This window comes from Shinella lacus (assembly GCF_010994755.1).
Lineage (GTDB): Bacteria > Pseudomonadota > Alphaproteobacteria > Rhizobiales > Rhizobiaceae > Shinella > Shinella lacus.
Genome location: NZ_WHSB02000014.1, coordinates 57,936 through 82,937, shown reverse-complemented (window position 1 = coordinate 82,937; position 25,002 = coordinate 57,936). Strand labels below are relative to the sequence as shown.

At 60.6% G+C, this 25,002-nt stretch carries 26 protein-coding genes and 3 pseudogenes; 13 read left to right on the top strand and 16 right to left on the bottom strand.

All coding sequences use genetic code 11. From position 1 onward, the window contains the following. Together GB927_RS27025 and GB927_RS27020 are read right to left on the bottom strand one after the other, a co-directional pair. Nucleotides 1-2,193, bottom strand: a complete 2,193-nt coding sequence (locus tag GB927_RS27025) for a hydantoinase B/oxoprolinase family protein (protein ID WP_256120331.1) — start codon at nt 2,191-2,193, stop codon at nt 1-3. Nucleotides 2,194-2,209: 16 nt separating this feature from the next. Beyond that, nucleotides 2,210-4,339, bottom strand: a complete 2,130-nt coding sequence (locus GB927_RS27020) for a hydantoinase/oxoprolinase family protein (protein ID WP_256120330.1) — start codon at nt 4,337-4,339, stop codon at nt 2,210-2,212. Nucleotides 4,340-4,435: 96 nt separating this feature from the next. Between GB927_RS27020 and GB927_RS27015 the strand changes: the two genes are divergently transcribed. Continuing rightward, nucleotides 4,436-5,227 carry a helix-turn-helix transcriptional regulator gene (locus GB927_RS27015; RefSeq protein ID WP_256120329.1) on the top strand — a complete coding sequence of 264 codons (792 nt, stop codon included), beginning with the start codon at nt 4,436-4,438 and terminating at the stop codon, nt 5,225-5,227. A gap of 17 nt (nt 5,228-5,244) precedes the next feature. On the opposite strand, the gene GB927_RS27010 is transcribed toward GB927_RS27015, so the two are convergent. Together GB927_RS27010 and GB927_RS27005 are read right to left on the bottom strand one after the other, a co-directional pair. After that, a complete protein-coding gene (locus GB927_RS27010; protein WP_256120328.1) occupies nt 5,245-5,442 on the bottom strand; it encodes a WGR domain-containing protein in 198 nt (65 codons plus the stop codon). 64 nt (nt 5,443-5,506) lie between these two features. Further along, nucleotides 5,507-5,657, bottom strand: a pseudogene (locus GB927_RS27005) (IS6 family transposase); the annotation flags it as partial. 325 nt (nt 5,658-5,982) lie between these two features. On the opposite strand from GB927_RS27005, the gene GB927_RS27000 reads away from it, so the two are divergent. Beyond that, nucleotides 5,983-6,309: an SMC-Scp complex subunit ScpB gene (locus GB927_RS27000; RefSeq protein ID WP_369431729.1), complete on the top strand. Its 327-nt coding sequence runs from the start codon at nt 5,983-5,985 to the stop codon at nt 6,307-6,309. On the opposite strand, the gene GB927_RS26995 is transcribed toward GB927_RS27000, so the two are convergent. Beyond that, nucleotides 6,299-6,577: a hypothetical protein gene (locus GB927_RS26995; RefSeq protein ID WP_256120327.1), complete on the bottom strand. Its 279-nt coding sequence runs from the start codon at nt 6,575-6,577 to the stop codon at nt 6,299-6,301. The two genes, GB927_RS27000 and GB927_RS26995, sit on opposite strands and share 11 nt — an antisense overlap. A gap of 101 nt (nt 6,578-6,678) precedes the next feature. After that, a complete protein-coding gene (locus tag GB927_RS26990; protein WP_256120326.1) occupies nt 6,679-6,894 on the bottom strand; it encodes a DUF3072 domain-containing protein in 216 nt (71 codons plus the stop codon). Nucleotides 6,895-7,026: 132 nt separating this feature from the next. Here GB927_RS26990 and GB927_RS26985 point away from each other — a divergent pair, with 132 nt between their 5' ends. From GB927_RS26985 to GB927_RS26975, 3 genes are all read left to right on the top strand, one after another. After that, a complete protein-coding gene (locus tag GB927_RS26985; protein ID WP_256120325.1) occupies nt 7,027-7,728 on the top strand; it encodes a DUF72 domain-containing protein in 702 nt (233 codons plus the stop codon). Between the two features lie 85 nt (nt 7,729-7,813). After that, nucleotides 7,814-8,890 (top strand): DNA topoisomerase IB, encoded by a 1,077-nt coding sequence (locus tag GB927_RS26980; RefSeq protein ID WP_256120324.1) that lies wholly within the window; start codon nt 7,814-7,816, stop codon nt 8,888-8,890. A gap of 45 nt (nt 8,891-8,935) precedes the next feature. Beyond that, nucleotides 8,936-9,109, top strand: coding sequence for a hypothetical protein (locus GB927_RS26975; protein ID WP_256120323.1), 174 nt, complete (start codon nt 8,936-8,938; stop codon nt 9,107-9,109). A gap of 581 nt (nt 9,110-9,690) precedes the next feature. On the opposite strand, the gene GB927_RS26970 is transcribed toward GB927_RS26975, so the two are convergent. Then, nucleotides 9,691-9,819: a hypothetical protein gene (locus tag GB927_RS26970; protein WP_256120322.1), complete on the bottom strand. Its 129-nt coding sequence runs from the start codon at nt 9,817-9,819 to the stop codon at nt 9,691-9,693. 148 nt (nt 9,820-9,967) lie between these two features. Between GB927_RS26970 and GB927_RS26965 the strand changes: the two genes are divergently transcribed. Both GB927_RS26965 and GB927_RS26960 read left to right on the top strand, forming a co-directional pair. Continuing rightward, nucleotides 9,968-10,219, top strand: a complete 252-nt coding sequence (locus GB927_RS26965) for a hypothetical protein (RefSeq protein WP_256120320.1) — start codon at nt 9,968-9,970, stop codon at nt 10,217-10,219. 31 nt (nt 10,220-10,250) lie between these two features. Then, a complete protein-coding gene (locus GB927_RS26960) occupies nt 10,251-10,457 on the top strand; it encodes a hypothetical protein (RefSeq protein WP_256120318.1) in 207 nt (68 codons plus the stop codon). Between the two features lie 23 nt (nt 10,458-10,480). Here GB927_RS26960 and GB927_RS26955 read toward each other — a convergent pair whose 3' ends face one another. Continuing rightward, a complete protein-coding gene (locus GB927_RS26955; RefSeq protein WP_256120317.1) occupies nt 10,481-10,981 on the bottom strand; it encodes a hypothetical protein in 501 nt (166 codons plus the stop codon). A gap of 538 nt (nt 10,982-11,519) precedes the next feature. Then, nucleotides 11,520-12,344 carry a universal stress protein gene (locus GB927_RS26945; RefSeq protein ID WP_256120316.1) on the bottom strand — a complete coding sequence of 275 codons (825 nt, stop codon included), beginning with the start codon at nt 12,342-12,344 and terminating at the stop codon, nt 11,520-11,522. Between the two features lie 178 nt (nt 12,345-12,522). Between GB927_RS26945 and GB927_RS26940 the strand changes: the two genes are divergently transcribed. The 3 genes and pseudogenes from GB927_RS26940 (at nt 12,523) to GB927_RS26930 (ending at nt 14,461) form a co-directional block, all read left to right on the top strand. After that, nucleotides 12,523-13,353 (top strand): universal stress protein, encoded by an 831-nt coding sequence (locus tag GB927_RS26940; RefSeq protein ID WP_256120315.1) that lies wholly within the window; start codon nt 12,523-12,525, stop codon nt 13,351-13,353. 134 nt (nt 13,354-13,487) lie between these two features. Continuing rightward, nucleotides 13,488-13,913, top strand: coding sequence for a plastocyanin/azurin family copper-binding protein (locus GB927_RS26935; RefSeq protein WP_256120314.1), 426 nt, complete (start codon nt 13,488-13,490; stop codon nt 13,911-13,913). Between the two features lie 47 nt (nt 13,914-13,960). Continuing rightward, nucleotides 13,961-14,461 (top strand): annotated as a pseudogene (locus GB927_RS26930) (cytochrome b). A gap of 44 nt (nt 14,462-14,505) precedes the next feature. Here the strand turns inward: GB927_RS26930 and GB927_RS26925 are convergent. After that, nucleotides 14,506-15,855 carry an MgtC/SapB family protein gene (locus GB927_RS26925; protein ID WP_256120313.1) on the bottom strand — a complete coding sequence of 450 codons (1,350 nt, stop codon included), beginning with the start codon at nt 15,853-15,855 and terminating at the stop codon, nt 14,506-14,508. Nucleotides 15,856-16,036: 181 nt separating this feature from the next. Here GB927_RS26925 and GB927_RS26920 point away from each other — a divergent pair, with 181 nt between their 5' ends. Next, nucleotides 16,037-17,758 (top strand): heavy metal translocating P-type ATPase, encoded by a 1,722-nt coding sequence (locus GB927_RS26920; protein WP_256120312.1) that lies wholly within the window; start codon nt 16,037-16,039, stop codon nt 17,756-17,758. Between the two features lie 28 nt (nt 17,759-17,786). On the opposite strand, the gene GB927_RS26915 is transcribed toward GB927_RS26920, so the two are convergent. The 4 genes and pseudogenes from GB927_RS26915 to otsA all read right to left on the bottom strand — a co-directional run bounded on the left by GB927_RS26915 (nt 17,787) and on the right by otsA (nt 20,349). Beyond that, nucleotides 17,787-18,254, bottom strand: coding sequence for a pyridoxamine 5'-phosphate oxidase family protein (locus tag GB927_RS26915; protein WP_256120311.1), 468 nt, complete (start codon nt 18,252-18,254; stop codon nt 17,787-17,789). A gap of 116 nt (nt 18,255-18,370) precedes the next feature. Further along, entirely contained in the window at nt 18,371-18,661 is a 291-nt protein-coding gene (locus GB927_RS26910) for a cation transporting ATPase C-terminal domain-containing protein (RefSeq protein WP_256120310.1), read from the bottom strand. Between the two features lie 101 nt (nt 18,662-18,762). Continuing rightward, nucleotides 18,763-18,924 (bottom strand): annotated as a pseudogene (locus GB927_RS34435) (hypothetical protein); the annotation flags it as partial. 36 nt (nt 18,925-18,960) lie between these two features. Continuing rightward, nucleotides 18,961-20,349: an alpha,alpha-trehalose-phosphate synthase (UDP-forming) gene (otsA, locus tag GB927_RS26905; RefSeq protein WP_256120309.1), complete on the bottom strand. Its 1,389-nt coding sequence runs from the start codon at nt 20,347-20,349 to the stop codon at nt 18,961-18,963. 297 nt (nt 20,350-20,646) lie between these two features. On the opposite strand from otsA, the gene GB927_RS26900 reads away from it, so the two are divergent. Both GB927_RS26900 and GB927_RS26895 read left to right on the top strand, forming a co-directional pair. Beyond that, nucleotides 20,647-21,774: a PAS domain-containing protein gene (locus tag GB927_RS26900; protein WP_256120308.1), complete on the top strand. Its 1,128-nt coding sequence runs from the start codon at nt 20,647-20,649 to the stop codon at nt 21,772-21,774. Continuing rightward, nucleotides 21,771-22,241 (top strand): response regulator, encoded by a 471-nt coding sequence (locus tag GB927_RS26895; RefSeq protein ID WP_256120307.1) that lies wholly within the window; start codon nt 21,771-21,773, stop codon nt 22,239-22,241. Before GB927_RS26900 ends, GB927_RS26895 begins: the two co-directional genes overlap by 4 nt. A 19-nt stretch (nt 22,242-22,260) precedes the next feature. Here the strand turns inward: GB927_RS26895 and GB927_RS26890 are convergent, their stop codons facing one another. Together GB927_RS26890 and GB927_RS26885 are read right to left on the bottom strand one after the other, a co-directional pair. Continuing rightward, nucleotides 22,261-22,938 (bottom strand): SDR family NAD(P)-dependent oxidoreductase, encoded by a 678-nt coding sequence (locus GB927_RS26890; protein ID WP_256120306.1) that lies wholly within the window; start codon nt 22,936-22,938, stop codon nt 22,261-22,263. Nucleotides 22,939-22,947: 9 nt separating this feature from the next. Then, nucleotides 22,948-24,969 (bottom strand): PAS domain-containing protein, encoded by a 2,022-nt coding sequence (locus GB927_RS26885; protein ID WP_256120305.1) that lies wholly within the window; start codon nt 24,967-24,969, stop codon nt 22,948-22,950. Between the last annotated feature and the right edge of the window lie 33 nt (nt 24,970-25,002).

Sequence of the window (25,002 nt, the reverse complement as noted above, 5' to 3'; positions counted from 1 at the left end):
TTACTTCTCCCCGGCAAAGGCATAATCGGCGTCGAGACCCCAGAAGTCCTTGAATTCCCGGGTGAATCTCGGCGAAAGCTGCATCGCGCTGCGATACATCCGTGTCACTTCCAGCGCAAAGTCCTGTTTCTTCACGCGCGTCGCCTCCCTGGCGATCCATTCGGAGACCGGAATGGCCCTGGCGAGGCGCGCCTTGCGCATCTCGGCGCGCCGCGCCACGGTGGCGTCGATATCGGCCAGCGGATAGCCCTCCGCGTCGTCCTTGAGGATGATGCCGAAGACCTGCTCGGCCGCCTCGCGGGTGAGGAAGCCGTTTTCCACATCCCAGGCCGTCTTCACCGGATCACGCTCCAGCACGTCGCCGAAGCCGCCGCCGCCATTATAGGCATGGCTGAAGATGTCGCCGGACTTGTGCGGCTTGGTGATGTAAGGCCCCTCCTCGAACACCTGCTCGCCCTTGTAGCGGCGTTCGAAATCCGAGACGAGCGGATCGGTTCCCGGCGTGTGCGCCAGCGCCTCGCCCTTTGCGGCCTTCTCGAAGATGTCGGAGCCGCGCACGGCATGGTGTTTTTCGCAGGTGGGCGCCGGGTAGCCGCCGCAGAGGCCCCCATTGTCGAAGACGCGGGAGGAATGTTCCGAGGTGACGAGGCGCAGGTGCTCCGTCTTGTTGATCAGCCAGGTGGAGGCGAAGGCGCAGCCGCCGCGATATTTGCCGGCACCCCCGGAATTGGGCACGATCGAGCGGCCGATATAGACCATCGGCATGTTCTGTTCCCAGATCTCGATATTGCCCATGTCGGATTCCGGGTTCCAGCCGACATAGGCCGTGTCCAGCCCGTCCTTGATGGCGAGCGCCCCGGAGCCGGCGGCCGCGCATTCGAAATGCGCCATGCCGAATTGCGTGCCGTACTGGCTGGTGCCGCCCATCTCGATCATCGGCGAGTTGACCTGCCCGACGAAGGCCTCCTCGACGAAGCCGCGGGCGATGAAGCCGCGCGACAAGAGCCGCTGGAAGACGCCGTAGGCGGGCAAGAGCAGCGCCCAGGAGGTGGCGGTGGCGGCCATCTCGTTGTCCGGGTTGGTCCAGGTGCCGTGCGGAATGTTGATCTCGGTCGCCATCCAGGCGCCGTCATTGACCAGGCCCTCGAAGTTCATGTGCTGGGTCAGCGTCACGAACATGCCGCCATCCATGCCGGCCGGCGTGCAGTTCATCGAGTGGTAGCCCCAGGGCTGGGTGCCGTCGAAATCCATGCGGATCTTGCCGTCGGACTTGATCTCCATCTCGATCGGGATGTTGTAGAGCCAGTTCGGCGGCCCGAGCGGCTGGAAGCCCGGCTTGCCCTCCGTGACGTGGCCGTAGAAGGTGTGGCCGCGGTAGATGCCGGGCACGGTGAGCTGGCGGGTGCGGGCGAGCTGGGCGCGCCTGCCCTCCTCGATGAACTCCTTGGCGAGCCGCTGCCAGTATTCCAGCCCGACCTCGGAGATGAGCTGCTTGACGCTCTCGCGCATGTCGATGCAGGCGGCGACCTTGGCCTTTTCGTCCAGCACCCAGTAGATCGGCATGCGCAGGTTTCGCTCGCAGCGGATGACGTAGTCGCGGCGGATCTCGTCGTTCTCGCCGACCTTTTCCGCGCAGACGAACAGGCCCTCGGTGAAGCGCTCCTGCGCCAGGCACACGTCGCCGCCGGGCGTGATGCCGCCCGCCTCCAGCTCGTGGCAGACCGCGCCCGCCCAGCCGACCAGCGTGCCCTCGTAGAAGATCGGCACGACGTCCATCACGTCCGGCACCTGCACGGTGCCGATGAAGGCATCGTTGTTGGCGAAGATATCGCCGTCGCGGATGCAGGGGTTTTCCTCGTAGCCGTTCTTGATCATCCATTTGATGAAACGGCTCATCGTGTGCACATGCACCATGATGCCGTTGGAGAGCGCGATCGCGTCGCCCTCCGGCGTGTAGATCGCGACGACCATCTCGCCCACTTCGCGCACACCGGGGGAAGCCGAGATGCGCCGGGCCATTTCCCGCGCCGAGACGCAATAGGCACGAAGCTTGGTGTGCAGCGTCTCGAATTTCAGCGGATCCTGCCGGCGCAGCGTCAGTTCGGTGATGCCGTCGTAGCAGCCGGTTTCCTCCATCAGCCGTTCGGATTCGAGGAGGCGTTCGCGAAGGGGATTTGCGGTTCTGTCCAGCATGGTTTCGGTCTCCCGCTCAGGCGTGAATATAGTGGAGCAGCGTCCACTCATCGATGAAGACGCGGTCGTTCGGATGCACGACGAGCGTGGTGGCCGGATGCTCGATGATGGCCGGGCCGGTCACCTCGTGGCCCGGTTCGAGCAGGTCCATTTCGTAGAGATTGGTCTTGTGCCAGCGCCCGCCGATATAGGCCTCGCGCGTGCCCTTGTGGGCGCTCGCCGGATTGGCGGTGCCGAGCGGCCGGCGGATGAGCGTCGGCTTGATCTTGTCGGCCGTCGCGATGACGCCGAGCTCCATCAGCGAGAAGCCGGCCTCGCCATATTTCGAGACGCGGTGGTTGGCCTTGGCATAGACCTCCTCGAACTGGGCGAGCACGGCGCGCATGTCGTCTGCCGAGTTGACAGCTGGCAACGGCGCGATGACCTCGACGTCTTCGAGCTGGCCGGTATAGCGCGCCATGAAGAAGGGCACGGTCTTGATCTTCTCGCGCGCATGGCCGTCGGCGAGCATTTCATCGACCGCCGCCCTTTCGAGATCGTTCCAGACCTTGGTGATCTGGCTGCCGGCGGCAACGAGCCGATCCTCCGTGGCGCGCGCCGAAATGTCGATCTGGGTGGAGACCGAGTGGCGGCGCATGTAATCCGCCGTCGTGCAGCCGAAGGCGGAGAAGCCGGCGGCGAACTGGAAGGTGATGATGTCCTTGAAGCCGATGCCCTTGGAGCAGCCGGCAAGGTGCAGCGGGCCGGAGCCGCCATAGGAGAGCAGCGTGAATTCCGACGGGTGGATGCCCTGGCCGGAAATGACGCGGCGCAGCGCATTGTTGGCGTCCGCCTCCAGCATTTCGATCATGCCTTCCGCCGCTTCCTCCACGCCGACGCCGAGCGGATCGGCGCATTTCTCCTTGAAGGCGGCGCGCGCCTTCTCGACCTGGAGCTTGACCTTACCGCCGAGGAAATAATCCGGATTGAGCCGACCGAGGATCGCGTCGCAATCGGCAATGGTCGGCTCGGTGCCGCCGCGGTCGAAGCAGATCGGTCCCGGATCGGAGCCCGCACTTTCCGGCCCGAGCGAAATCTTGCGGGTCAACGGATCGACCTTCAGGATCATGCCCGCACCCGCGCCGATCGTATCGAGATGCAGCGTCGGCACGTTCAGCTTGAAGCGGTCCATCAGCGGCTCGTTCTCGATGCGGGTCTGGCCGCGCGAGATGACGCCCATGTCGAAGGAGGTGCCGCCCATGTCGGAGCAGATGAGCGAGTCATTGCCGATCAGCTTGCCGATATAGGCCGCGCCCAGAATGCCGCCGATCGGGCCTGAAATCATCGTCTCGTGCAGGCGGGGGTGGTTGATCGAGGTCAGGCCCCCGAAGGAGAGCAGCGTCTGCACGCCGTATTTGAAGCCGTATTTCTTCGAGGCATCCTCGATGCCGCGCAATTGCTTGCGGCCACGCGATGTCGCATAGGCCTCGATCAGCACCGAGTTCAGCCGCGACTGTTCGCGGATGACCGGGCGCACCTCATGGCTGGTATAGACGGTGATTTCCGCGCCGGCCTTCGCGACCTCCTCGCGGCAGATTTCCGCGATGCGCTTCTCGTGCACCGGGTTCACATGGGAGAAGATCGTCATGATGCAGATCGCATCGACCTTATCCTTGATCAGCGCGCGGGCGGCCTTCACCACATCGGCATCGTAGAGCGGCAGCACGACATCGCCGAAATGGTCGATGCGTTCCGTCACGCCATGCGTGCGCCGACGCGGCACGAGGGGATCAGGGTGATGGTGGGTGACGGCGTGCAGCCGGTCGGCATAGGAATAGTCCGCCCAGGCCTGCAAGCCGCGGCCCATCAGGATCATGTCCTCCATGCCCTTGGTGGTAATGAGGCCGAGCCTTCGGCCGGTGCGCGACAGCAGCGTGTTGAGCATGCCGGTGCCGGAATAGAGCACGACGTCGACGCCCGAAAACAGGCTTTCGAGCGAAATGCCCCAGGCCTCTGCCGCGTCCAGCGAGGAGGCGACAAAACCCTCCGCTTCGTCTTTCGGCGTCGTTGCCGCCTTGCCGATCTTGAAGTGTCCATGACGATCGACGAGGATCGTGTCGGTCATGGTGCCGCCCGCGTCGATGCCAATCACAATCGGGTTTTCCAAGTCCTTGCCCTCCGAGACTTTCGATGGGGGAAGACTAGGCTCGGGCAAGGGCGGGGCGCCATATGCCGAAAGGCACAATGACGGCGGGGCAGGGGGATGCTAGATCAGAGCATGCGCGCAGAGTTTTGGCAGAACCTTGCCGTCGCGATCGCCGCGACGGGAACGGACGAGCACGTCGACCGGCTGATCGACATGATCGGCGCCGTCGTCTCGCCCGACCTCATCACCGTCACGCGCTATTCGGCGACCCGCCGGCCGGAATTCGTCAAGCACCGCGGCTATTCGGAAGAGATGGTCGCGCGGTATCTCGAAACCTATTACGTCTTCGACCCATTCTACGCCCATTGGCGCGGCGAGCGGCGCACCGGCATCGTGCCCTTGAAGAGCCTCGCCAGCGACCGCATGAAGCGCGGCCGCTACATCGCCGAGTTCCTCGCCCAGTCGGAAATCTGCGACGAGATCGGCGTGCTGCTGGAGGACGGCGACGACTGGTGCCTCGGCATCTTCCTCGACCGCTCGCGCCAGCCCTTCCGCGATGCCGATGTGGACCTGCTCAACGAGCGCTTCTCCGTCTTCGCCGCCCTGCATGCGCTCGACACGAAAACCCGCCAGCCCTCCTATAGCCGCAGCGCCACCCCCACGGCGCCCGGCGCCGTGCCGGCCAACGGCCCGGTCATCGCCGCCGCCCTCTGGCCGGAACTGTCCGCCCGCGAACTCGAACTCGTCGAGCTGGTGCTGAACGGCCACCCCACCGCCACCATCGCCGCCCGCCTCGGCATCGCCTCCGGCACGGTGAAAAACCACCGCGCCCGCATCTACGAAAAACTCGACATCACCACCGAGCGGGAGTTGTTCCTGCACTTCTTCCACCGCAGCCAGCCGCATTGACGGAGTGTTGACAGGTGTCAACGGTCTCCCACCGGCACATACCCCCGCCGGCATTTCCGCGCGGCCAGCCGCTCCGCATCCCGCCTAGCCCCCGCCAAACTCCGCTTCGCCTCCACCCGCTCGCGCGAAAAGACGCCGATACGACCCCATTCGCGCACCAGCAGCGCGGTGCCGAACAGGTCGCGCGTCCCCGTCAGCCGGTAGAAGCGCTGCATGTGGCATCGTCAACTTAACGGCAACGAGGACAGGCCATGACGCCGGCCGAGTTTGTCGGTACACTCGGGCGATTTTCGCCCACAGTGTCATCGCCGATGAATTCGCGATGATGGCCGGAGGAAATGTCGTGGCGGAGGATGTAAAACAAGTTGGCAATCGGGCCATGGATGGAGACGAAGCGTTGTAGATGCCGCCTCGTCTTGAAGCGTTTCATAGTGCAAGATTATCGGTTATGTTAGGAAGGTGTCAATGCGTGCAGTTTTGCGTTTGTATGCTGGCCTAAACCGCGCGTACCGTTTAAGCTTCTCGGTATGGATCCGCCCGGTCGATACGTTACGACGACGCCGAACTAGTCGCCCCGCCTGCCAAGCTGGGCACGGCCGCGAGCACACGATCTGACCGAATCCCATGCCGCCTTCGCCGCCGGTCTTGCCCGCAGGCGGCTGGCACCATCGAACGCGTTCGCGTGACCGGCCGCGATACGGGTCTCAACTGCTCCAAGGCGGGGCGCGGCAACGGGGGCGTCGGAGTTCAAGGTGATGGTGCTGATGGCGGTGAGACCTTTTCAGCCGGTCGACCGCCGACAACTGTCGAGGATTTTTGGCAAGGAAGTCAGCGGCGACACCATCGCCGATCTACGCGGCGCGGGTTTCATCGGTTCCGGACCGCCTCGTCCGACGCCCGGGGCGCCGTACACCTACGTGACACCCCCCCATTTCCTCTCTGCTTTTGGCTGCTTAACCTGCCTAACATCGAGGCGCTCGAGGATACCGGCCCGCTCAGCCGACACGCAGTTAAAAAACGAAATCGCCGCCTCCGAAGGCGGGGAGAACGGGACGAACGACGAGTCGTCGTTTACTGAGTGATGCCGGCCGTTTCAATCCGCTTGGCCATCAGCGCTGGACTGACTAGCATCGCTGTGGAGGCTAGCGCCATCGACAGGCCGAGCTTCATCGGGAACAATAGCAACTGATCTAATAAAGGGCCATTGGAGTGGGAGACCGCGGTGCTGCTTACGGTCTCCTGGAAAGGCTGTACGACCGTCTCGGCGGCGTCTTGCACCTCTGCGATGTTGACAGGTTCAATACCGGCAATGCCTGTAGGAATCGGTTCACCAAGCTTCAGATCTGACATGGTTGCGTCCTTTCGCGGTTGACGATCGATAAGTGCTGCAGCGCACAAAAGTTCCGTGTAGCACCCCACGCCATACACCATCTGCTACCGGCGGCTGCGCGTCACTCCAGGTCGAGTGACTTCTTGAGTTCGTCGATCCGTTTTGACGCTTCGGCCTTAGTCAGGTCCTCGGCGTAGGCATCGGGCTGATGCGCCTGTTCCGACAGTGTCGTCAGATAAGAGCGCTGAGCGCCGGTCATCGGCTCGTCGCCGCTGACCCAGTCGTCTGGATCTTTCTGTGTGTTGGACGAGGTATCGGTTTTCGGGTTTTCACTCATAAGGTTCTCCTGGTTTCGTTCTGCAAACGTTCTTTTGTGGCCGATGGTTCCGGTGGCTGCTCAGTCGCTGCATGGAACTCCGCTGTCGGCCCCTCGTTTCGCTTGCGCATTAGCAAGTCGAGGAGAAGACGATTGCCGATCATCGCCACCGCCGCCTGGTCCATCCCGAAAAAGGTGGCCGACCGGTTTGCGCAGGAAGGAAGTGGCCTCACCCGATATGCATCGGTGTTCGATGGCGTCGAAATCAATTCGACCTTCTACCGTCGGCACAAGGCATCGACCTTCGCGCTGTGGGCGCAATCCGTGCCGGACAGCTTTCGGTTTGCGGTCAAGATCCCCAAGGACATCACCCACACCCACGCGATGAAAGACATCGCCGAGCCGTTCGGCACCTTCCTTGAAGATATTACGCCGCTAGGCGAGAAACGAGGACCGCTGCTCTGCCAGCTGCCGCCGTCACTGGCCTTCGACGCGGACGCGCTCGACAGCGCGTTCAATACAGTACGGAATGCCGATGACGGACCGATCGTGATTGAGGTACGCCACACGAGCTGGGCGTCGGCCGAGGCACGGGATCTGCTGAAGAGCTACGCGATCGATCGAGTTCTTGCCGATCCGGCGCGGGTCTGGCCGACGGAGGATTTCGACACACCGCCAAAATACGTTCGTCTCCACGGCAAGCCGAAGATCTATTACTCGAGCTATACCGATGAGGAGATCAGGCGTTTCTCAGACCTGTTGGCGGCGGATGGCTGGTGCGTGTTCGACAATACCGCCTCCGGGGCAGCGATCGAAAACGCGCTGACGATGGTAGATTTCCATCTGAAGCGATAGCAGATCGCCGCAGCGAGAATGGCAGTGATCGAAGAGATTAAGCTGACGTGAAGGAACAGCATAATTCTCCGGGAGTTATGGCGAAATGAACCAGACCCTCACTGAAATCGACACGATTGCCGCGGAAGCCAAACTGGCATCAGGCTTGGTGTACGTTCCTGGATTAGAGACCGGCATCACCCGTAAGTGGGGCGCCAGAGGTTTCATGTACTACCGACCGGACGGGCGACGGATCACGGAAGCTGCCGAGATCTCTCGATTGAACGCCTTAGCGATACCGCCGGCCTACACCGATGTCATCATTTCAACTAACCCGTTTTCTCATCTCCAGGCGATCGGCAAGGATGCACGGGGCCGTCGCCAGTATCGTTACCATTCTGACTGGCACGCGCATCGTGGAAAAGCCAAGTTCGAACGGCTCACCGACTTCGCCGATCGCCTGCCAGACCTCCGTGAGCGGGTTGAGATAGATTTACGCTCTCGCGGCCTGACAATGAATAAGGCCTTGGCTACCGTAGTGTGGATGCTCGACAACCTGTACATCCGCGTCGGTAACGCCGCGTATGCAGAGGCGAACAAGTCATATGGAGCGACGACCCTGCGCAACCGCCATGTCAAGGTCGAAGGTGGGAGCCTTAAGTTCCGCTTTAAGGGGAAGTCGGGCAAGGAATGGAACCTTTCTCACAGCGATCGTCGCATTGCCAACGTCGTCCGAAAGCTCCAGGAACTGCCCGGCCAACACCTATTTCAATATGTTTGCGATGAGGGCGAATGCAGACCTATCTCTTCGCACGACGTGAATTCATATATCCGCGAAATCACCGGCGAGGAATTCAGTTCAAAGCAATTCCGGACATGGGGTGCCACCTGCATGGCGGTTGAAGCCCTTGCTTCGCTTGAGGTCGCAGCGACCAAGCGCGACCTTGCTCGCCAACTTAACGAGGCGATTGATGGAGTCGCTTCGAAACTCGTGAACACCCGCTCGGTCTGTCGCTCCTCGTACATCCATCCGGCGGTGTTCGAGGATTTTCAATCTGGAATGCTGCACGATGTGCTCAAGCTGAAGACCAGGAGCGAGCGGCTTCAACAGTGGCTAGACGAGGAGGAAATCCGCGTTTTACGTTGGCTTAAAAAGCGTTCTGTTGCTTCGAGCTCGACGTAACAGGCAACGTACGGCGAGATTATTTTCTGTGAGGCCAGCCATGACATGCGCGCGCCGAAGCATGAGCTGACCATCGCCCGCTACGTTTCGAAAACCCGTCGCTGCATCGTGGCGCAGCCGCCCGGCTGGGCGCTAACCCAGGGCGGTATCCGCAGCCTGAGCCGCTACAACGTCGTCGCCGGGCAGGCGTGGCCTGCAAAAGATCCGGGGCGCCGATGAGAACCAAGAAGCCGTGGCAGGTTGATGCGGCCTTGGAAAGGAAGGGAGAGGTCGGCGATGAGGGCGCCAGCGCGTTCGACGCCGAGCTAGCCGAAATTGATGCGGTGCCGCACGCGGGGAAGCCGTGTTGAAGAAGCGGCCGCGCCCGCAAGCCTGTCGCGGGATCGGGACGCGTTTGTATTTGATCTCGACTGGACGAGGATGCGCGGCTGAAGGAATGGCGTGCCCAGCTGAACCAGTCCGATCATTTGCCGCCGATGCTGTAGGCTGTTGTCGCACTGACGCCTGGAACACCCTCGAGGTGCTGCAGCCGACATGAAAAACGCTATACGCAGGCAATTGAAGTCGCCGGCGGCGAGCCAACCGGCATGAGGCGAAAGATGAGACGACTGCGATGGAGGGGCTGCTCAAGAAGTTGCCGCTCGGCATGCCGATGATCGATCCGCGCGACGTCGCGCCGATGGTACTCTTCCTCGCCTCGGACGAAGCGCGCATGGCGTCTGCCGGCGACTATTCGATAACAGCCGGCGACAGCGCCAACATCCAGAGCTGTCGAGCGCGTAGGTGCAGTTTTTGGAACTCTAGAACGGCGAGGCCGTCAGCAGCACCGCGATCGGCACGCTGATCACCGATGCGGTCAGTGCTATCATCGATACCGCCTTAATCAATTGCGCCCGCCGTGCACGGCCCGCATCCCATTCATACGCCATACTCGTGTCCTCCGGGCGAGCAATGAAGCATTCGCGCTATCAGGAGTCTAGCCCGTTCTTACGGCTCCAAAGGAGGGGAAAATCGCCATAATCAGGTCCGGCGTTGCCGGCGACGAAACCTACCGGCAGAAGCGGCGTTGTCCGGTTTATGGCAACTCATTCCAAGGTGACGATGGTGAACCAAGGCACGACAACGACAGACGGTGAGCTGCGCAGCACCATCGATGAGAAGCTGACCGCTTTCATGCACGAGATGCAGGAGGCTGGCTGGGGCGCCGAGGACGTCGCCTTCGCGATTGACGTCGTCTTGAGGGAAAGGTGGATCGACCGAGCCCTGGCGCATCGGGCCGCCCGAGAAGAGCTTCCGAAAGACTTTGTTTCCGATGGAAATGAAGGCTGACCCATCTCGGCGCATTCGAAAGGAATGATCCATGGCAACAAGGTTTCAGGTTATCGCGCTGAGCTCGGTAGACCCCTTCGGAGACGACCGGCGTGACGAGCCGACACTGCTCTATCCGGACGCGCTGAAAACCGCGCAAGCATTGAAGGCTCAGGGGAAGGCGTTTCGCGTCTTTGCAGATGGGGTTTCGACCGACGACCAGTGGCGCGCATTCCGCGAGCTCGGCGGCGTGGAATAGCCGACGTTACATCGCTTACGGTATCAGCCATGCCCGTACCAGGTATATGTTCCATCGTCCTGCAAGGGCGTGCGAGCATGTCTGCGCTGGAACCGGGTCTCCGCGATCGACGACGCCTTGTCCAGGAGATCGCGCAGCCGACGGGTGTCTTCGTCGACCTGGCTAAGAACCTCCTCGAGCAGGTTCGCTGCCGTTGTGTGGGTTGGATCAACATTCGCCGCACAGGCCGGCGACACGGAGATGCGCATTCCGACGCGATCCTGAAACTGGGCGAGCGTATGACCGGCAGACGATAGCGCCCTTCGCACGTCGCCGCGGGGCTCCGTGGCGATCACCAGCCTGAAAGCGCTGATGAGCGAAGATTTACTTGCTGGCAGGCAACGCGCGTCGAGAATGTCGTTTTTCGGCCGCTCCAGCCGCAGGAAGGTCAGAAAGGTTTCGACGAGGTCGTGCGCCGTGGCGAGGATTTCGGTGTCCGACCATTCGGTCTCGAGATCGGATGGGTTTCCATATGCTCTGGCCACGCACTGTTCTCCGGTTTCGAACAGGTAATGTCGCTCGACAGCAAAAGGTTTCGAGCAGCATGTCGATGAACATCCGGTCCGCTGCTTTCGTCTCGCACCGGTTTTGCCGGCCCGAATTTCTGATCCCATCTGCTGATTGTTATATAGGAGACGACAATGCAGCGCTCCAGCGGCAACTCCTCGACCCGGCGGAGGTTCGGAGGGAACCAAAAGTACAACCGGACTGCATGGGCAATAATCTATCAGGGAAAACGGTGGCGCTTGTAGCTTATGGCTGAAGCTTTTTATAGCACCATTTCTACGCCCCACGAACTGACAGCAGGTCTATGCGACAACATCCTTGCCGGGCAGGTGTGATAGGACGTTTTCGATAAACGGCCATAGTCGTCGGATCTCTTTTGAACACGATCAGAAGAATTCCCGCTTCGCTGGTTCTGTTGTGATAGACAAGCCGGCGCGCCGGCCTCGGATGTAGCCAGGCCATCTTCTTAATGCGGCCGAAAGCGTTGGAGGTTGAGGCTGGCTCAGCCCATCCCTTCTAGCTCGACATAAAGCGATTCCGGCCGCCTTCATCGAGGAGAAATCGGGTGACCCCGCCAAATACCAACTCTCGCAGGCGACTATGTCCGTATGCGCCCGACACAATGAGATCCGCACCACTCTGGTCGACAGATTGTAGCAGGCCGATCGTCTCATCCGCGCTCTTCGAAATATGGGATCTGGCTTTGACATTGTGGCGGGTAAGGTAGGACACGACGTCTGCGTTGCTCCTACGCAGCGAAGCGTCGGGTTTGGAGCTGACCGAGACGACGATCACGTCCTTGGCGAATGAAATGAGAGGAACGGCGTCGACCACGGCGCGCCTCGCCTCGCGTGTGTCCTTCCAGCAAACCACGATTTTTTCTACCGGTATCGCATTTTTGCCGCTTCCGGCAATAAGCACGGGGCGGCCTGCGCGCAGCATGACAGTGGCCGGATCAGCGGTTCTGTAGGAATCCCCGGAATGCGCACCTTCCGCTGCGGCCATTATAATCAGGTCGGCGGCACGGGCAGCTTCAACGATTGCCTCGGTGGGCGCGATCATCTCCGCACGCCATTCGAGTTCGACTCTACCGGCCACCACGGCACGAAACTCCTGGTAGACCTGCTCCATACGGTCTTCGAGGTCCTTGTACATTTGCTGCATAGCGCTGGTCACTGCATAGCTGGTCGCTTGCATGGAGAACGGAGAAAGGAATGCCTGGGCAGCACACAGACCAATCAGCCGTGCACCCACCTGCGATGCCAGGTCGACTGCAGCATTTGTTATCGGCTTGATTGGCCGATCGGTGTCCAGGTTCACGAGAATGGTACGATAGTTCACGGCTCTCACCTCCGCGGACGGTTGGAATATCGTGAGACTAGCGTGGGGCGCGCCATGCGCCTTGACACCGGTCAAGCGGGCCAGTTTAGGATTCTGTTTTGACGCAGATCATCGCGGCGTGCATTTGCCCAGAGCAATCTCCCCTTCATCGCATCCATTCTGGTGAAGGAGCTCAGAAATGTCGTTCAGGACCATACTTTCGCTCATCGGCACGACAAGTGCCGATGCAGATATCGACAAGGCCGTCGCGCTGGCAGCAGAAAGCGACGCGCACCTTTCCGTCTTGGCGCTGAGAACGGCGATAACGCCTTTCGGGGCCGACTACCCGGCCGCAGCCGCCTGGCTGAATGAGCGCCAACGGGGAATCGACGAGGTGGTGGATGTTCGACGCATCGCCGACGAGCGCTGCAGGAAAGGTGGCGTATCGTTCGATGTCGACCATATCTACGACGATCGCTTCATTATCGAGAGCAACATTGGCACGCGGGCAATGTATGCAGACGTGGTCGTCGCCGGTGAAGGTGTCCGCTCAGACACCGAGCTTCGCAAGGCTGCAATTGCGGCGACAGCGTTCAATGCCGGTACGCCTCTGATCTTGGTGCCGAAAACAGGTCGTGCCACCTTGAAGCCGAAAAACGTGCTTCTGGCCTGGAATTCCCGCCCGCAAGCGGCCAGCGCCGCAAAGGCGGCTATCGAGATGCTGAAAGGCGCCGATACGGTCCGTCTCGTCGTCGTCGATCCGGATTCGTCTTACTTCGAGAATGGTGGAAAGCCGGGCGCCGACATGGCGGCGTTCCTGTCGCGCCATGGCGCAAAGGTCGTGGTCGAGCAGATCGCGAGCGGCCAGCGGCCGACGGAAGATGTCATCCGTCAGCATGCGCTCGAACTCGGCTGCGACATGATCGTTATGGGAGCCTATGGCCATTCACGTCTGCGCGAACGTGTCTTTGGGGGTGTTACCGCTTCGATCCTCGATAAATGCGACGTGCCGGTCTTCATGGTGCGGTAAGAGAGGGAGCGCCCCAATGCACATTTTGCAATGGGACGCTCATCCCGGTTCACTAGCGTCTCCCGTTATCGTTCAGGCGCCTGTCAGCATGACGACCTAATCCCCGATGGAGTTCCAGCCAAAAGGAAGCTGACATGAATATCCGTCGCAATATCCTCACCGCGCTCGCCGTCGTCGCAATCACCTCGCCTGCATGGGCCGCGAACACCGTCAAGGTCATAGAAGGTGGCGAAGGCGGCGGTCCGATGACGCTCACGCTCGACCGCTTAACGATAAAGGCCGGGGAAACGACGTTCGTGGTGCACAACGAAGCGGTGACCGAGGAGCACGAAATGGTCTTGGTCAAGCTGAAGTCGGCCGATCAAAAGATCGATGTGATTGACTCCAAACACCGGGTGGATGAGAAGCAGTTGAAAAGTCTCGGCGAAGTATCGGACCTGAAGCCCGGCGCGGACGGGCAGCTGAAGGCGAAACTCGCCCCGGGTTCCTATCTCCTGCTCTGCAACATCAAGGGCCACTACGAGGCGGGAATGCACGCCATGCTGACGGTGACGAAGTAACCGCATCCTCCTGGATGCCATCACACGAAAGAAGGCGAACCACGTCCATGGCTAACACCGCATTGCTCTCGTTTTCCCTTCCGCAGCGCGTCTTGCACTGGCTCACAGCGGGGCTCGTTTTCTTCAACTTTCTATTCCCGGACGGCATGAATGCGTGGAACCGGAGCATGAAACAAACCGGCGCGGCGAGCGCCGAGCAGGTGGCACGCGCCAACATCCATGCCTATGCTGGCATTGCGATCCTCGTTCTTGTGGCGGCTCGCCTTTTGCTCCGGCAGGTCCAGGGCGTGCCGGCTGCGCCATCTGAGGAACCACAGATGTTCAAGTTGGTTGCGAAGGTTTCCGAATGGATCCTTTACATCCTTCTTATTGCCATGCCGGTTACCGGCGCCGCTGCGCACTATTTCGGGTACGAGGACGCGGGCGACCTTCATGCCGACATCCTCAAGGCCGTCCTGTGAGTTGTTGTCGGCCTTCATGTTCTCGGCGCGCTGGCGCATCAGTTCTATTGGAAAACGAATGTGCTTCGGCGCATGACGATTGGCTGATCGTCCTTTTCTACGCCCGGCGGCCACGCCGTCGAGCGCGCTTGTCACATACCGGCGATAATGGTGTGAACGGCAAACGCTACCGCGCCGGCGGTGATCGTGAGGGCAGCGAACGGTCCGCTGAAGGTCGATGGTCCGAGGACGGTTGCGATGCCTGCACGGCATAGGGTATTCGTTGCCATGGCGATAAGGATTGCCTCTCCAATCACGTCGACCGGCATGGCGTTCCGGCCCACTTGCAACGCGGCCAGCACGGCGACATCGACATCGACCGTGCCTGTCAATGCGCTTGTGGCCAAAAGACCGGAGCTACCGAAGCGCGAGACGAGAACAGCGCTTGCAATGGTGGCTGCCGCGAAAATCGTCGCGAAGATCAGAAGCGGACCGATCTCGAAGGGATTGCTGGCCGGTACGTCCGCGAACAGCTTGTCCTGCCGCCAGTAGAAGATAGCGAGCCCAGACCCGGCGAAGACGATCGCTGCCGTGGCAGCAGTCGGGCCGACGGCAATGATCGCTGCCGGATCAATCAGCAGGATCAGGCCCATCACGCGAAGGATGGACACTGCTGCGCCGAGCGCCGCAGCGCCGGCAAGCGGAAGCGGATCGGAAGATCGTTTTGCGGCTCGCGCGAGAACCATGGTGACGGCGGTGGACGAGACAAGGGAGCCGGCAATCGCGCTCAGCACGAAGCCCTTGCTCGCCCCGAGGACCCTGACGGCAATATAGCCGAGGAACGAAAGGCTTGCGGTCAGAACGGTGAAGAACCACACCTTCCAAGGATTAAGCCCTCCCCACGGGTCGATGGTCTCGTTCGGCAGGATCGGCAGGACCACCGCCGTCATGACAGCAAGCATCAACGCAGAGCGCAGTTCCATCCAGGTCAGGCGCTTCAGGAAGCCATGCAGCACGTTCCGACTTGCAAGCGTGGCTGCAAGGGCTGCGCCGCCCGCTGCCGCTGCTTGCGCATCGCCGGTGACCGCCAGGCCGCCAAGCTCCAGAACGCTGAGACCCGCCATGACGGTGGTGACACTATAATCGGAATCCGAACGCGCCTCGCGCAGCTTGAACACGCCCAGAGTCACGGCGAAGCTCAGGAAACCGATTGCAAACACCATGGGAGAGTTGAGGGTTTGAGCAAGGGCCGCCAGTACGCCGCCAAGAAGTCCCGTTATCCCGAACGTGCGCATGCCGGCGGTTCTGCTGCCCTCGGGCGCCTCCCGCTCCTGCCAGCCACGTTCGAGCCCGACCAGAAGACCGATCGATAGCGCGAGACCCAATCTGGCTATGAGTGTATCCATTTGCAGACCCAACACGAATGAACCAGCCGGCCAAGTCGCGGTGGTCGCCTGTTGTATTGTAGAGAAATCGCCGCTCTTTGAATTGATCTTGCGCAAGGCGAGTGCGCCTGTCGTTGGGCTTACTCTCTTCGCATTCTGCCGATAGAAGCAGGGAACGTGCCACAAGCGGACAAAGGCCTCTGGCAACGGCATTCGAGCGTGATCCTGGTCGCCATCGCCGCCGGTGGGTTGGTGATCGGCTTGGTCTTGTCGTGGCAGGCCGCTCGCTACGCTCATTTTGTCTGGAGCGCGGCGACGCTCGCCGTCCTTACAAGTCTGCTCCTCCAGGTTTTCAGTGCATTGCGCCGAGGCGATGTCGGGGCTCGATATCGTTGCGGCGCTTTCCATGTCTGCGGCGATCGCGTTCGGCGAGTCGCTTGCCGGAAACGTCGTCGGCTTGATGTACGCGAGCGGCCAGTTGCTGGAATCTTTCGCAGAAGGGCGCGCGCGTCGGGAGATGACGGCCCTGATGGGACGCGTCTCGCATGTTGCAATGCGCCACGGCGCTTCCGGGCTCGAAGAAGTCGCGATTTCCCAGATACAGTCAGGCGACCGGCTGCTGATCCGACAGGGCGAGGTGCTGCCGGTGGACGGGATCGTTTCCGGTGATGGTGCCGCACTGGACATGGCGGCCTTGACGGGAGAGCCACTGCCGCAGCCCGCCCCACCTGGAACCGAGGCGCTCAGCGGCTCGACCTGCGTGGGCGCGGCCTTCGATCTTGTCGCCAACCGGACGGCTGCCGAAAGCACTTATGCCGGGATCGTCCGGTTGGTCGAGGCCGCGCAGGCGAGAAAGGCGCCCATGGTCCGCATGGCAGACCGTTTCGCGATGGGCTTCCTTGTCCTGACCCTCATCATTGCGAGCGCCGCGTGGTCCTTTTCACAGGATCCGATCCGCGCGCTCGCTGTCCTTGTCGTCGCGACGCCCTGTCCCCTGATCCTTGCCGTCCCCGTCGCCATCATTTCCGGCATGTCCAAGGCGGCGGGCATCGGCGTTCTCGTGAAGAATGGTGGCATGCTCGAAATGCTGGCGCGCGTGCAGACGGCGGTTCTCGACAAAACCGGCACGCTCACCCATGGCCAGGCAGCGGTGGTCGATATCAGGACGACACCGCCTTTTACGGCGGAGGCCGTGCTGCAGGCTGCCGCAGGCCTCGATCAGGCTTCCGGCCATGTCGTCGCCTCTGCGCTGGTCCGCGTGGCAGCCGAAAGAGGCTTGCCTCTTTCGAGGCCAGAGGGTGTGCGGGAAGTGCCAGGCACTGGCATCGAAGGCTATGTCGACGGAAGGCGGATTGTTGTCGGCGGCGGCGGTTTCGTGCAGCGCACGTCCGGCTGCGACGATCCGCATGAATTGATCGCACCCGAAATGCGCGCCTCAATGACGGTAGCAGTCGCCATCGATGGAGCGCTTGCGGTTATGATCGTTCTGAAGGATCAGGTCCGCATGGATGCGCTGTCGGTTCTGAACGATCTCCGCGCTGCGGGCGTCCGAAAGCTGGTGCTGGCTTCCGGCGATCGTACGGAGATCGCCGAGTCCGTGGGCAAGGCGCTTGGCATGGATAGCGTCTTCGGCGATCTAACGCCGGAAGCCAAGGTCGATGCTGTCAGGAAGGAGACCGGCAATGGCCTGGTTATGATGGTCGGCGATGGCGTCAACGATGCGCCTGCGCTCGCGGCGGCCGATATCGGTGTCGCCATGGGCGCGCGCGGTACGGCCTCATCGTCGGAGGCTGCCGGTGTCGTGCTCCTTGTCGACGAGCTTGCGCCGCTCGCCAAAGCAATTGCCATTGCGCGCCGAAGCCGCCGGATCGCGTTGCAGAGCGTATCGGTGGGACTGACGCTGTCGGTCGGAGCGATGGTCGCGGCGGCATTTGGATATCTTCAGCCTGTCGAAGGTGCGATCTTCCAGGAGGCAATCGACGTGGCCGTGATCCTCAATGCGCTCAGGGCTCTTCGATGATGTGAGGCCAAAAACCGCGCTGGAGTTCTCAGTGCGACAGTTCGGTTGTTTCGCTCATCGCCTTCCGCCCGCTCATCGCGAGGATTTGAAGTTCGAAGAAGACGTGGGGCGAGGTGGTCACGACGGGTTGCGGCTGAGGCTTGAGTGCGCCTGGCTCCCACCAGTCGAAATCCTTTGCGAGGAGAGCCCAGGCTTTCAGGCGCTCATCGTGCAGTTCTTCAGTATCGGGAAGCTCATGGAACAGGGCGTCAACGATGACGCTCTTCCATTTATGCCGCGTTTCCAAAGCGTCGACGAGCAGACATGCGCGAGGATTGGCGTGCAGGATGTCAAGCTTCTTGCCGGGCATCGAGAATGCAAAAAGCCGGCTTGCCGAATAGGCATAGGAAATCGGGACGACGTAAGGACAGTCGTTTTCGGCGCAAGCCAATCGTGCCAGCCGCTGAGCCGCAATCGTCGCTGCGCATTCGTTATGGGTCATTTCGCGGATCATCATCGGGAGTTCCTCCTTCGATCCGTGCGCGGATTGATGCCACGTTCTTCCACTTTGATTCCCGGCACATTGACGCAAGGCAAAGGAGTTCACGCATCGCCCAATCGGGCGGAAATGCTCTAGGCTTCCGCCAACCCGCTCCTCCCGTCACCATACCCGCTTCCAGACCATACCTTTCGGACTACTGCCCTCTCGCATTCCAGCACCGCCATCGTGATCACGCCGATGGCGAGGATGAGCAGTCCGTCGGGCAAGGCGATGGGAGCCGTGCCGAAAAGCGCGTGCATGAACGGCGCGAAGGTGAAGAGGAGCTGTGCGGCCACGACGACTGCGATGGCGGCGGGCACGGCAGGGGTGCCCTTGGCGCCGGCAAGGCTCGCATCTCCCCCGCGTGAGATGCGGAAGCACACGACACTGAGCTGCGATCTCCGAAGGGGATCCGAGTAGACCCTCTGGAGTTAGAAACGGAGATCTCGAGATTACCATGAGCATTGGAAGGGGCAGGTATATCCTAAACTGATCGGCGGAACCCAACTGGCATTTTGTCCACGAGTTCCCTCAATGCGTGCCCGACCTGCGTCGCCCCGTTAAACCCGCACGCAGATGCTATGGCAGGAATTGGAAGCTGCGACCCGGCAAGCATTTCCTGAGCTTTTTCAATTCGGCGGCGGGTAACATAGTTATAGGCGTGTTCTCAGGCGGTGTTCTTTTATTCTACTTGTTCATATCTCGAAAGATCGCCAAGGAAGGTGTCGCACCAGGTGAAGACATCGTTCGCACGTAGTGCGTTCATCATGCTTTTCCATCGGTCACGGCGTTCCTCCAAGGGCATGGTCAGGCTGCGCGCTATAGCATCCGCAGTTCCTTCCACATCGTAGGGATTGACGAGCACCGCGTCTTTCAATTCGTGTGCCGCCCCCGCGAACCGCGATAGCAGAAGCACGCCCGGGTCCGCTTCGTTCTGCGCTGCGACGAACTCCTTCGCGACAAGATTCATACCATCCCGAAGCGGCGTGACGAGGGCGAGCTTGGCCATGCGGTAGAGGCCGGCCAGGGCCGGACGCCGGAGGGAGCGGTTGATATAGCGGATCGGTACCCAATCCACAGTTCCGAGCGCGCCGTTGACGCGGCCGGCCTGCTCGGCCACCGCCCGCTGCATCGCCTCATATTCGGGGACTTCAGAGCGGGATTTTGGTGTGATCTGCAGCAGCGCCACCTTGCGCTGGCTATCGGGATTTCGCTTGAGAAAGGTTTCGAAGGCATCGATGCGCTGTGTGATGCCCTTGGAATAATCGAGCCGATCGACACCGATGATCAAACCCTTGCCGTCGAGGCTGTCTAGCATGCGTTTGTGAAGGGTGGTCCCCGCCGCGCGCTGCGCCAGCGTCACGAACTCATTCGTCTCGATACCGATCGGGTAGGGCCGTGCAGTGAATGTCCGGCTGCCCAGCGCGAAATGCGCCTTGTCAAGCCGGTTGCCGAGCCCTTGCCGTGCAAGACAAGCCGCGAAGTTCTCGCGGTCGTGTTCGGTTTGGAAACCGAGCACGTCGTAGGCGGTCAGGCTGGAGAGGATTTCCTCGTGCACGGGCATGGCAAGAAAGACGTCCGGCGCCGGCCAGGGAATGTGCAGAAAGAAGCCGATCCGGTTTTTCACGCCCTGTCGGCGAAGCTCTGCCGCAAGCGGGATCAGGTGGTAATCGTGTATCCAGAAAAGGTCGTTCTCTCCGATCAGCGGTAGGAGACGGCTGGCGAAGAAACGGTTTACGCGGAAGTAGCCGGCCATTTCACGCCGGCCATATTCGGCAAGGTCAAGACGGTAGTGGCAGATCGGCCAGAGAACACGGTTCGCAAAACCCTGGTAGTATTCCTCGACATCGCGCTCGGTGAGGTCCGTTAGCGCGTAGTCGATATTGCCGTCCCGCAGCATCTGCAACGGCCCGATACGGTCCTCCGCGCAGGACTGTCCCGACCAGCCGAGCCACAATCCGCCACGCGCTTCGAGTGCGGATTGAAGCGCAACCGCAAGGCCGCCGGCAGGCGCTGTCCCCGTCTTGTCCGGAATGGGAACGCGGTTGGAAACGACGATAAGACGACTCATGATGTTACGGCACCAGATTTTTCGGATGGGCTAACCTTCGCTGGGCAGAAGGCCAAGGAAGGAATGTCTCGCAAAAGCGAGGTGCCATCGCACTTTTATTGCAGTGCATTGGAAACCTCTTGGCGGCAAAAAGGTTCCGAAATAGCCACAGGCCTGAATGCCGGCTGCCATCGCTCGTCGTACCCGATCCAGCGAGCAGCAGCCTGGAGTAGATGCCACTCGCCGATCTAATGCCCGCGACGGGAACCATTTCATGTGTGGTGGCTTTTATCGCGCGATAACACTGACGGGGCCTTTATGCAGGAAAAGGATCAGCAACGAACCGACGCCCGGGATGCGGGCAATCGTCTTGTCGCCGGACATGTCAGCGAGGATCCTTTCGCGGCCGCCTTCAAGGCAACCCGCATGCCAATGATTGTGACGGACCCCAATCAACACGACAATCCGATCATCTTCTGCAACGAGGCGTTCAGAAGGCTGACGGGGTACGGCGACGATGAGATCATTGGCCGCAATTGCCGCTTTTTGCAGGGGCCGGAGACGGACAGGGCTACGATTGGGAAGATCCGTACTGCGATTGCCGTCGGTCAGGACGTCGCCGTCGACATTCTCAACTATCGAAAGGACGGCAGCACATTTTGGAACGCCGTCTTCATCAGCCCCGTGCGGGACGAGGCGGGTGCGATTGCCTATTTCTTTGCGTCGCAGCTCGATTTCACCAATGTCAAAAGCCGTGAAGCCGATCTGGCAGCCGCACGGCATGAGGCGGAAGCCCAGGTTGCCCAACACACGGCCAACCTTCGTGCAGCGCTCGAGGCACGTACGCTGCTCGTCCATGAAGTTGACCACCGGGTGAAGAACAACCTGCTTACGATGGCTTCGATCGTGAAAATGCAGGCCAGAATCACGACGGACGCTGGTCGAAGGCAGACGCTGATGTCCGTACTCAACCGCATAGAGGCTCTCAGCACGGTCCAGCGAAAATTGTTCACCCTCGACGACGTCTCAAAATTCGACATGTCCGAATTCGTGCGCGAACTCGTGACGGACCTCGTGGACGCGACCGGACGTAAAGATATCCGGCTCTCGCTAGAGCTTTCGCCGCTGCTGGTGCCGGCCGTGAAGGCCACGCCGCTTTCCCTGATCGTGAACGAATTGGTTGGCGATGCCGTGCGCCGCGGCTTAAACGACGGCGGCGGCGACATCCATGTCGTCGTCCGGCGGCTAAACGGACATTTCCTGATCAGGATAGAAGACACGTCGGAGCCTGTGGAGCCGGACATCGAGAACGCTGAGCTCGGCCGATTGCTGCTGGAGGCGTCGGCGCACCAGCTCGGCGCGCAGATTGAGCGAAAGCGTGAAGGCAACAAAACGATCGTCGACGTTGTTCTGCTTGTCGGCGATGATCAGGAGAATGCGCATTGAAAGTCATGATTGTTGAAGACGAAGTGCTGCTCGCCATGGAGCTCGAGAGCGAAGTGGAGATTGCAGGACATGAGGTGACGGGCATCGCCATGAGCAGCAGCCAGGCACGCGAGAAGATCGGTGCGTCCAGACCGGACTTCGCATTCGTGGACATCCATCTGAAGGACGGTCCGACCGGGATCGAAGTCGGACGAGAATTGGCCGCGGCGGGCATTCCCTACGTCTTTGTCAGCGGGAACATCAAGAAGATCCCCGAGGATTTCGCCGGTGCTGTCGGCGCAATCGAGAAGCCTTACACGATGAATGGGATGAAGAACGCGCTCGCCTATGTGTCCGCGATCGTAGCGGGTGACGATCCTGGTTTGCCGCCTGTAAGCCTCGTACTGGCGAATGCAAGCGCTGGGGCGGAGCCGGCCTCGTGTAAGGCTGATCCTCACTACAAATACGGGCTTGGTGGTCGAAGCTAACGGGCGCGGTGGCAACGTGCTACCAAGCAATAGATTGGCCATCATTGGAGAAGAAGCCGCCGGATTGATGCGGTTGAAGTCTTTCGATGGTCGCTAATAGCCTCGCCGCGGCATCTTCCGGCGATGTAGCCTGATGGCCGCTTATGAACGGATGCGACAATTGCGTCGCGACTGTTCCCGGATGAAGTGCGACCACGATGGCTGCGGGATGCGTGCGGGCGATCTCCAGCGAGGCTGTATTGACGATCTGGTTCTGGGCCGCCTTTGCTGCCCGATACGAGATCCAGCCGCCCAGGCGATTATGACCGATCGAGCCGACGCGGGCCGACAGGGATGCGAATAGGCTGCGCGCATTTCGCGGCAAAAGCCCATGGAAATGTTTGAGCAGCAGTGCAGGACCTATGGCATTCACCAGAAACTGGTTCATCAAGGCGTCGACCCTGATCGCCTTGACGGACTTCTCGGGCACGCTGCCGTCGATGACGAGCGCGCCCGCCGCATTTATGATCAGGTCGAAAGCGTCGTGCACCTGTTTCATTTGGCGGGCGCAGACTGACACTGAGTTCTCGTTGCTGATGTCGAGGCCATCGGCGCTTCGCGACAGCGTCGCCACCGTGTCAAATCGAGTGTCAGCCCTCAGGCACTCCGTCAGCGCTTTGCCAATTCCCCCGGACGAACCGATGACGAGTGCCTTCATGCGTGCGGCCTAGTTCTGATCGTGATGACGGGGAAGATAGATTTTGACGGTCGTTCCAGAGCCCAGTCTCGAGAAAATCTTCACGTGCCCGTTCGACTGTCTGACAAAGCCGAATATCTGGCTGAGGCCGAGACCTGACCCTTTGCCTACATCTTTCGTGGTGAAGAACGGATCGAACGCTTTCGCGACCGTGTCTTCGTCCATTCCGATGCCGGTGTCGGTGACGGTCAGCACTACATATTGACCGGCTGTGATGGCGTTTTCCGTTGCGTATTCTTTCGAAATGTTCGCATTTGCCGCCTCGATAGTGAGCTTTCCGCCGGCAGGCATCGCGTCTCTACCATTGACGGCGAGGTTCAAGAGCGCATTTTCGAGCTGGCTGGCATCGGCTCGTATCGTCCAAAGCCCCGTCTGCATGCGGATCTCGACGTCGATCGCCTGCCCCAGAGCGTGCTCCAGCAAATCTTTCAGCCCCTGCACCAGTCGATTGGCATCGAGTACAACGGGTTCAAGGGACTGCCTGCGGGAAAAGGCGAGGAGGCGGTGGGTAAGCGATGCGGCGCGATTGGCGCCGTCCTTGGCGGCCTCGATGTAGCGCGTCAAGTCCGTCTCGCCGCGTGCTGCTCGCCTTTCCAGCATGGTGATCGCACCGAGGATCACCGCCAGCATATTGTTGAAGTCGTGCGCAATACCACCCGTCAGATGTCCGATCGCCTCCATTTTCTGGGCATGGCGCAAATGCGCTTCGGTTTCCATCAGCTTGGCTGTGCGATCCGCAATCTCTCGCTCGAGATCCCCACGCGACTTCGCCAGGACCTCACGAGCATCGACGATATCCTGAATGTCGGTGCACGAGCCGTACCATCGGGTGATGGTTCCGTTGTCGTCATGAACGGCTTGGGCGCGCCCGAGAACCCAGCGGTAGTGACCGCTATGATGTCTCAGCCGGTATTCGATGTGGTAAGGCTCTCCTGTCGCAAGACAGTGACGCCAGGTTGCCCAAGCGCGTTCCTGATCATCTGGATGAAACATATCATTCCAGGCTTCGCCGTCAGTGGAGCCGTAAGGCACGCCCGTGAATTCATACCATCTTGAGTTGTAGAAATCATGAAAGCCGTCGGGTTTGGTCGACCAAATCATTTGATCGATGGAGTTCGTTATGGCGCGAAAGCGTTCCTCGCTTTCGCGTAGCGCGGTCTCGGCATTCTTTCGTTGCGTTATATCGAAGCTGATGCCCGGAAAGCGAAGCGGCGTGCCATTCGGCGTCAGGACGGGTCGGCCTTCCGCAATCACCCAGCGCACGCTACCATCCGCGTGAAGAAGCCGGTACTCTTGCGAAAAGAGCGTGCCGGTGCTTATCGCAATCTCAACGGCGCTTCGCAGCTGGGGCAAGTCTTCTGGATGAACGCCTTGAAAGAACTCCAAGATCGAGACGCCCTCAGCCGCGCGCGCCTGATCCACACCGTAAAGTTTTGCAAAACGCGCGTCTGCAAATACCCTGTCATTCGGAACGTCCCAGTCCCATGTTCCGACAATATCGGTCGCTCCTAGCGCGTATTCCAGCCTTTGTTCGCTCGCGCGCAGCGCCCGTTCGGCAGACAAGCGAGCGGTCGTCTCGTTCCCCTGATTGAATATGCCGACTACGGCTCCATCCGCGTCGTGGATAGGCGTGAAACTATAGTCCCAATGCGTCTGTTGGATACGGCCGCCCCTGCTCATAGGCAGCATCTGATCTTTTACAGAAAAGCCTATGCCTGTTTCGAGCACGGCATGAAGTTGAGGTTGAATGACATCCCAGATGTCAGACCATACCTCCTGTGCCGGACGCCCCAGCGCCCACGGATGCTTTTCGCCCGCAATGGGAGCCCACGCATCATTGTAGAGCAGGCGCAAGTCCTTTCCCCAATAGATCGCGGTGGGCATCGTCGTGCCGAGGCAGAGGTTGATTGTCATCTTGAGTTCGTCCGGCCAGCTTTGAAGCGGGCCGAAATCCGTCGCCTCCCAGTCATTGCCGGCGATCCGCTCACTCATTTCCCCTCTTGTCGTTCTAATAAAATGCATGGT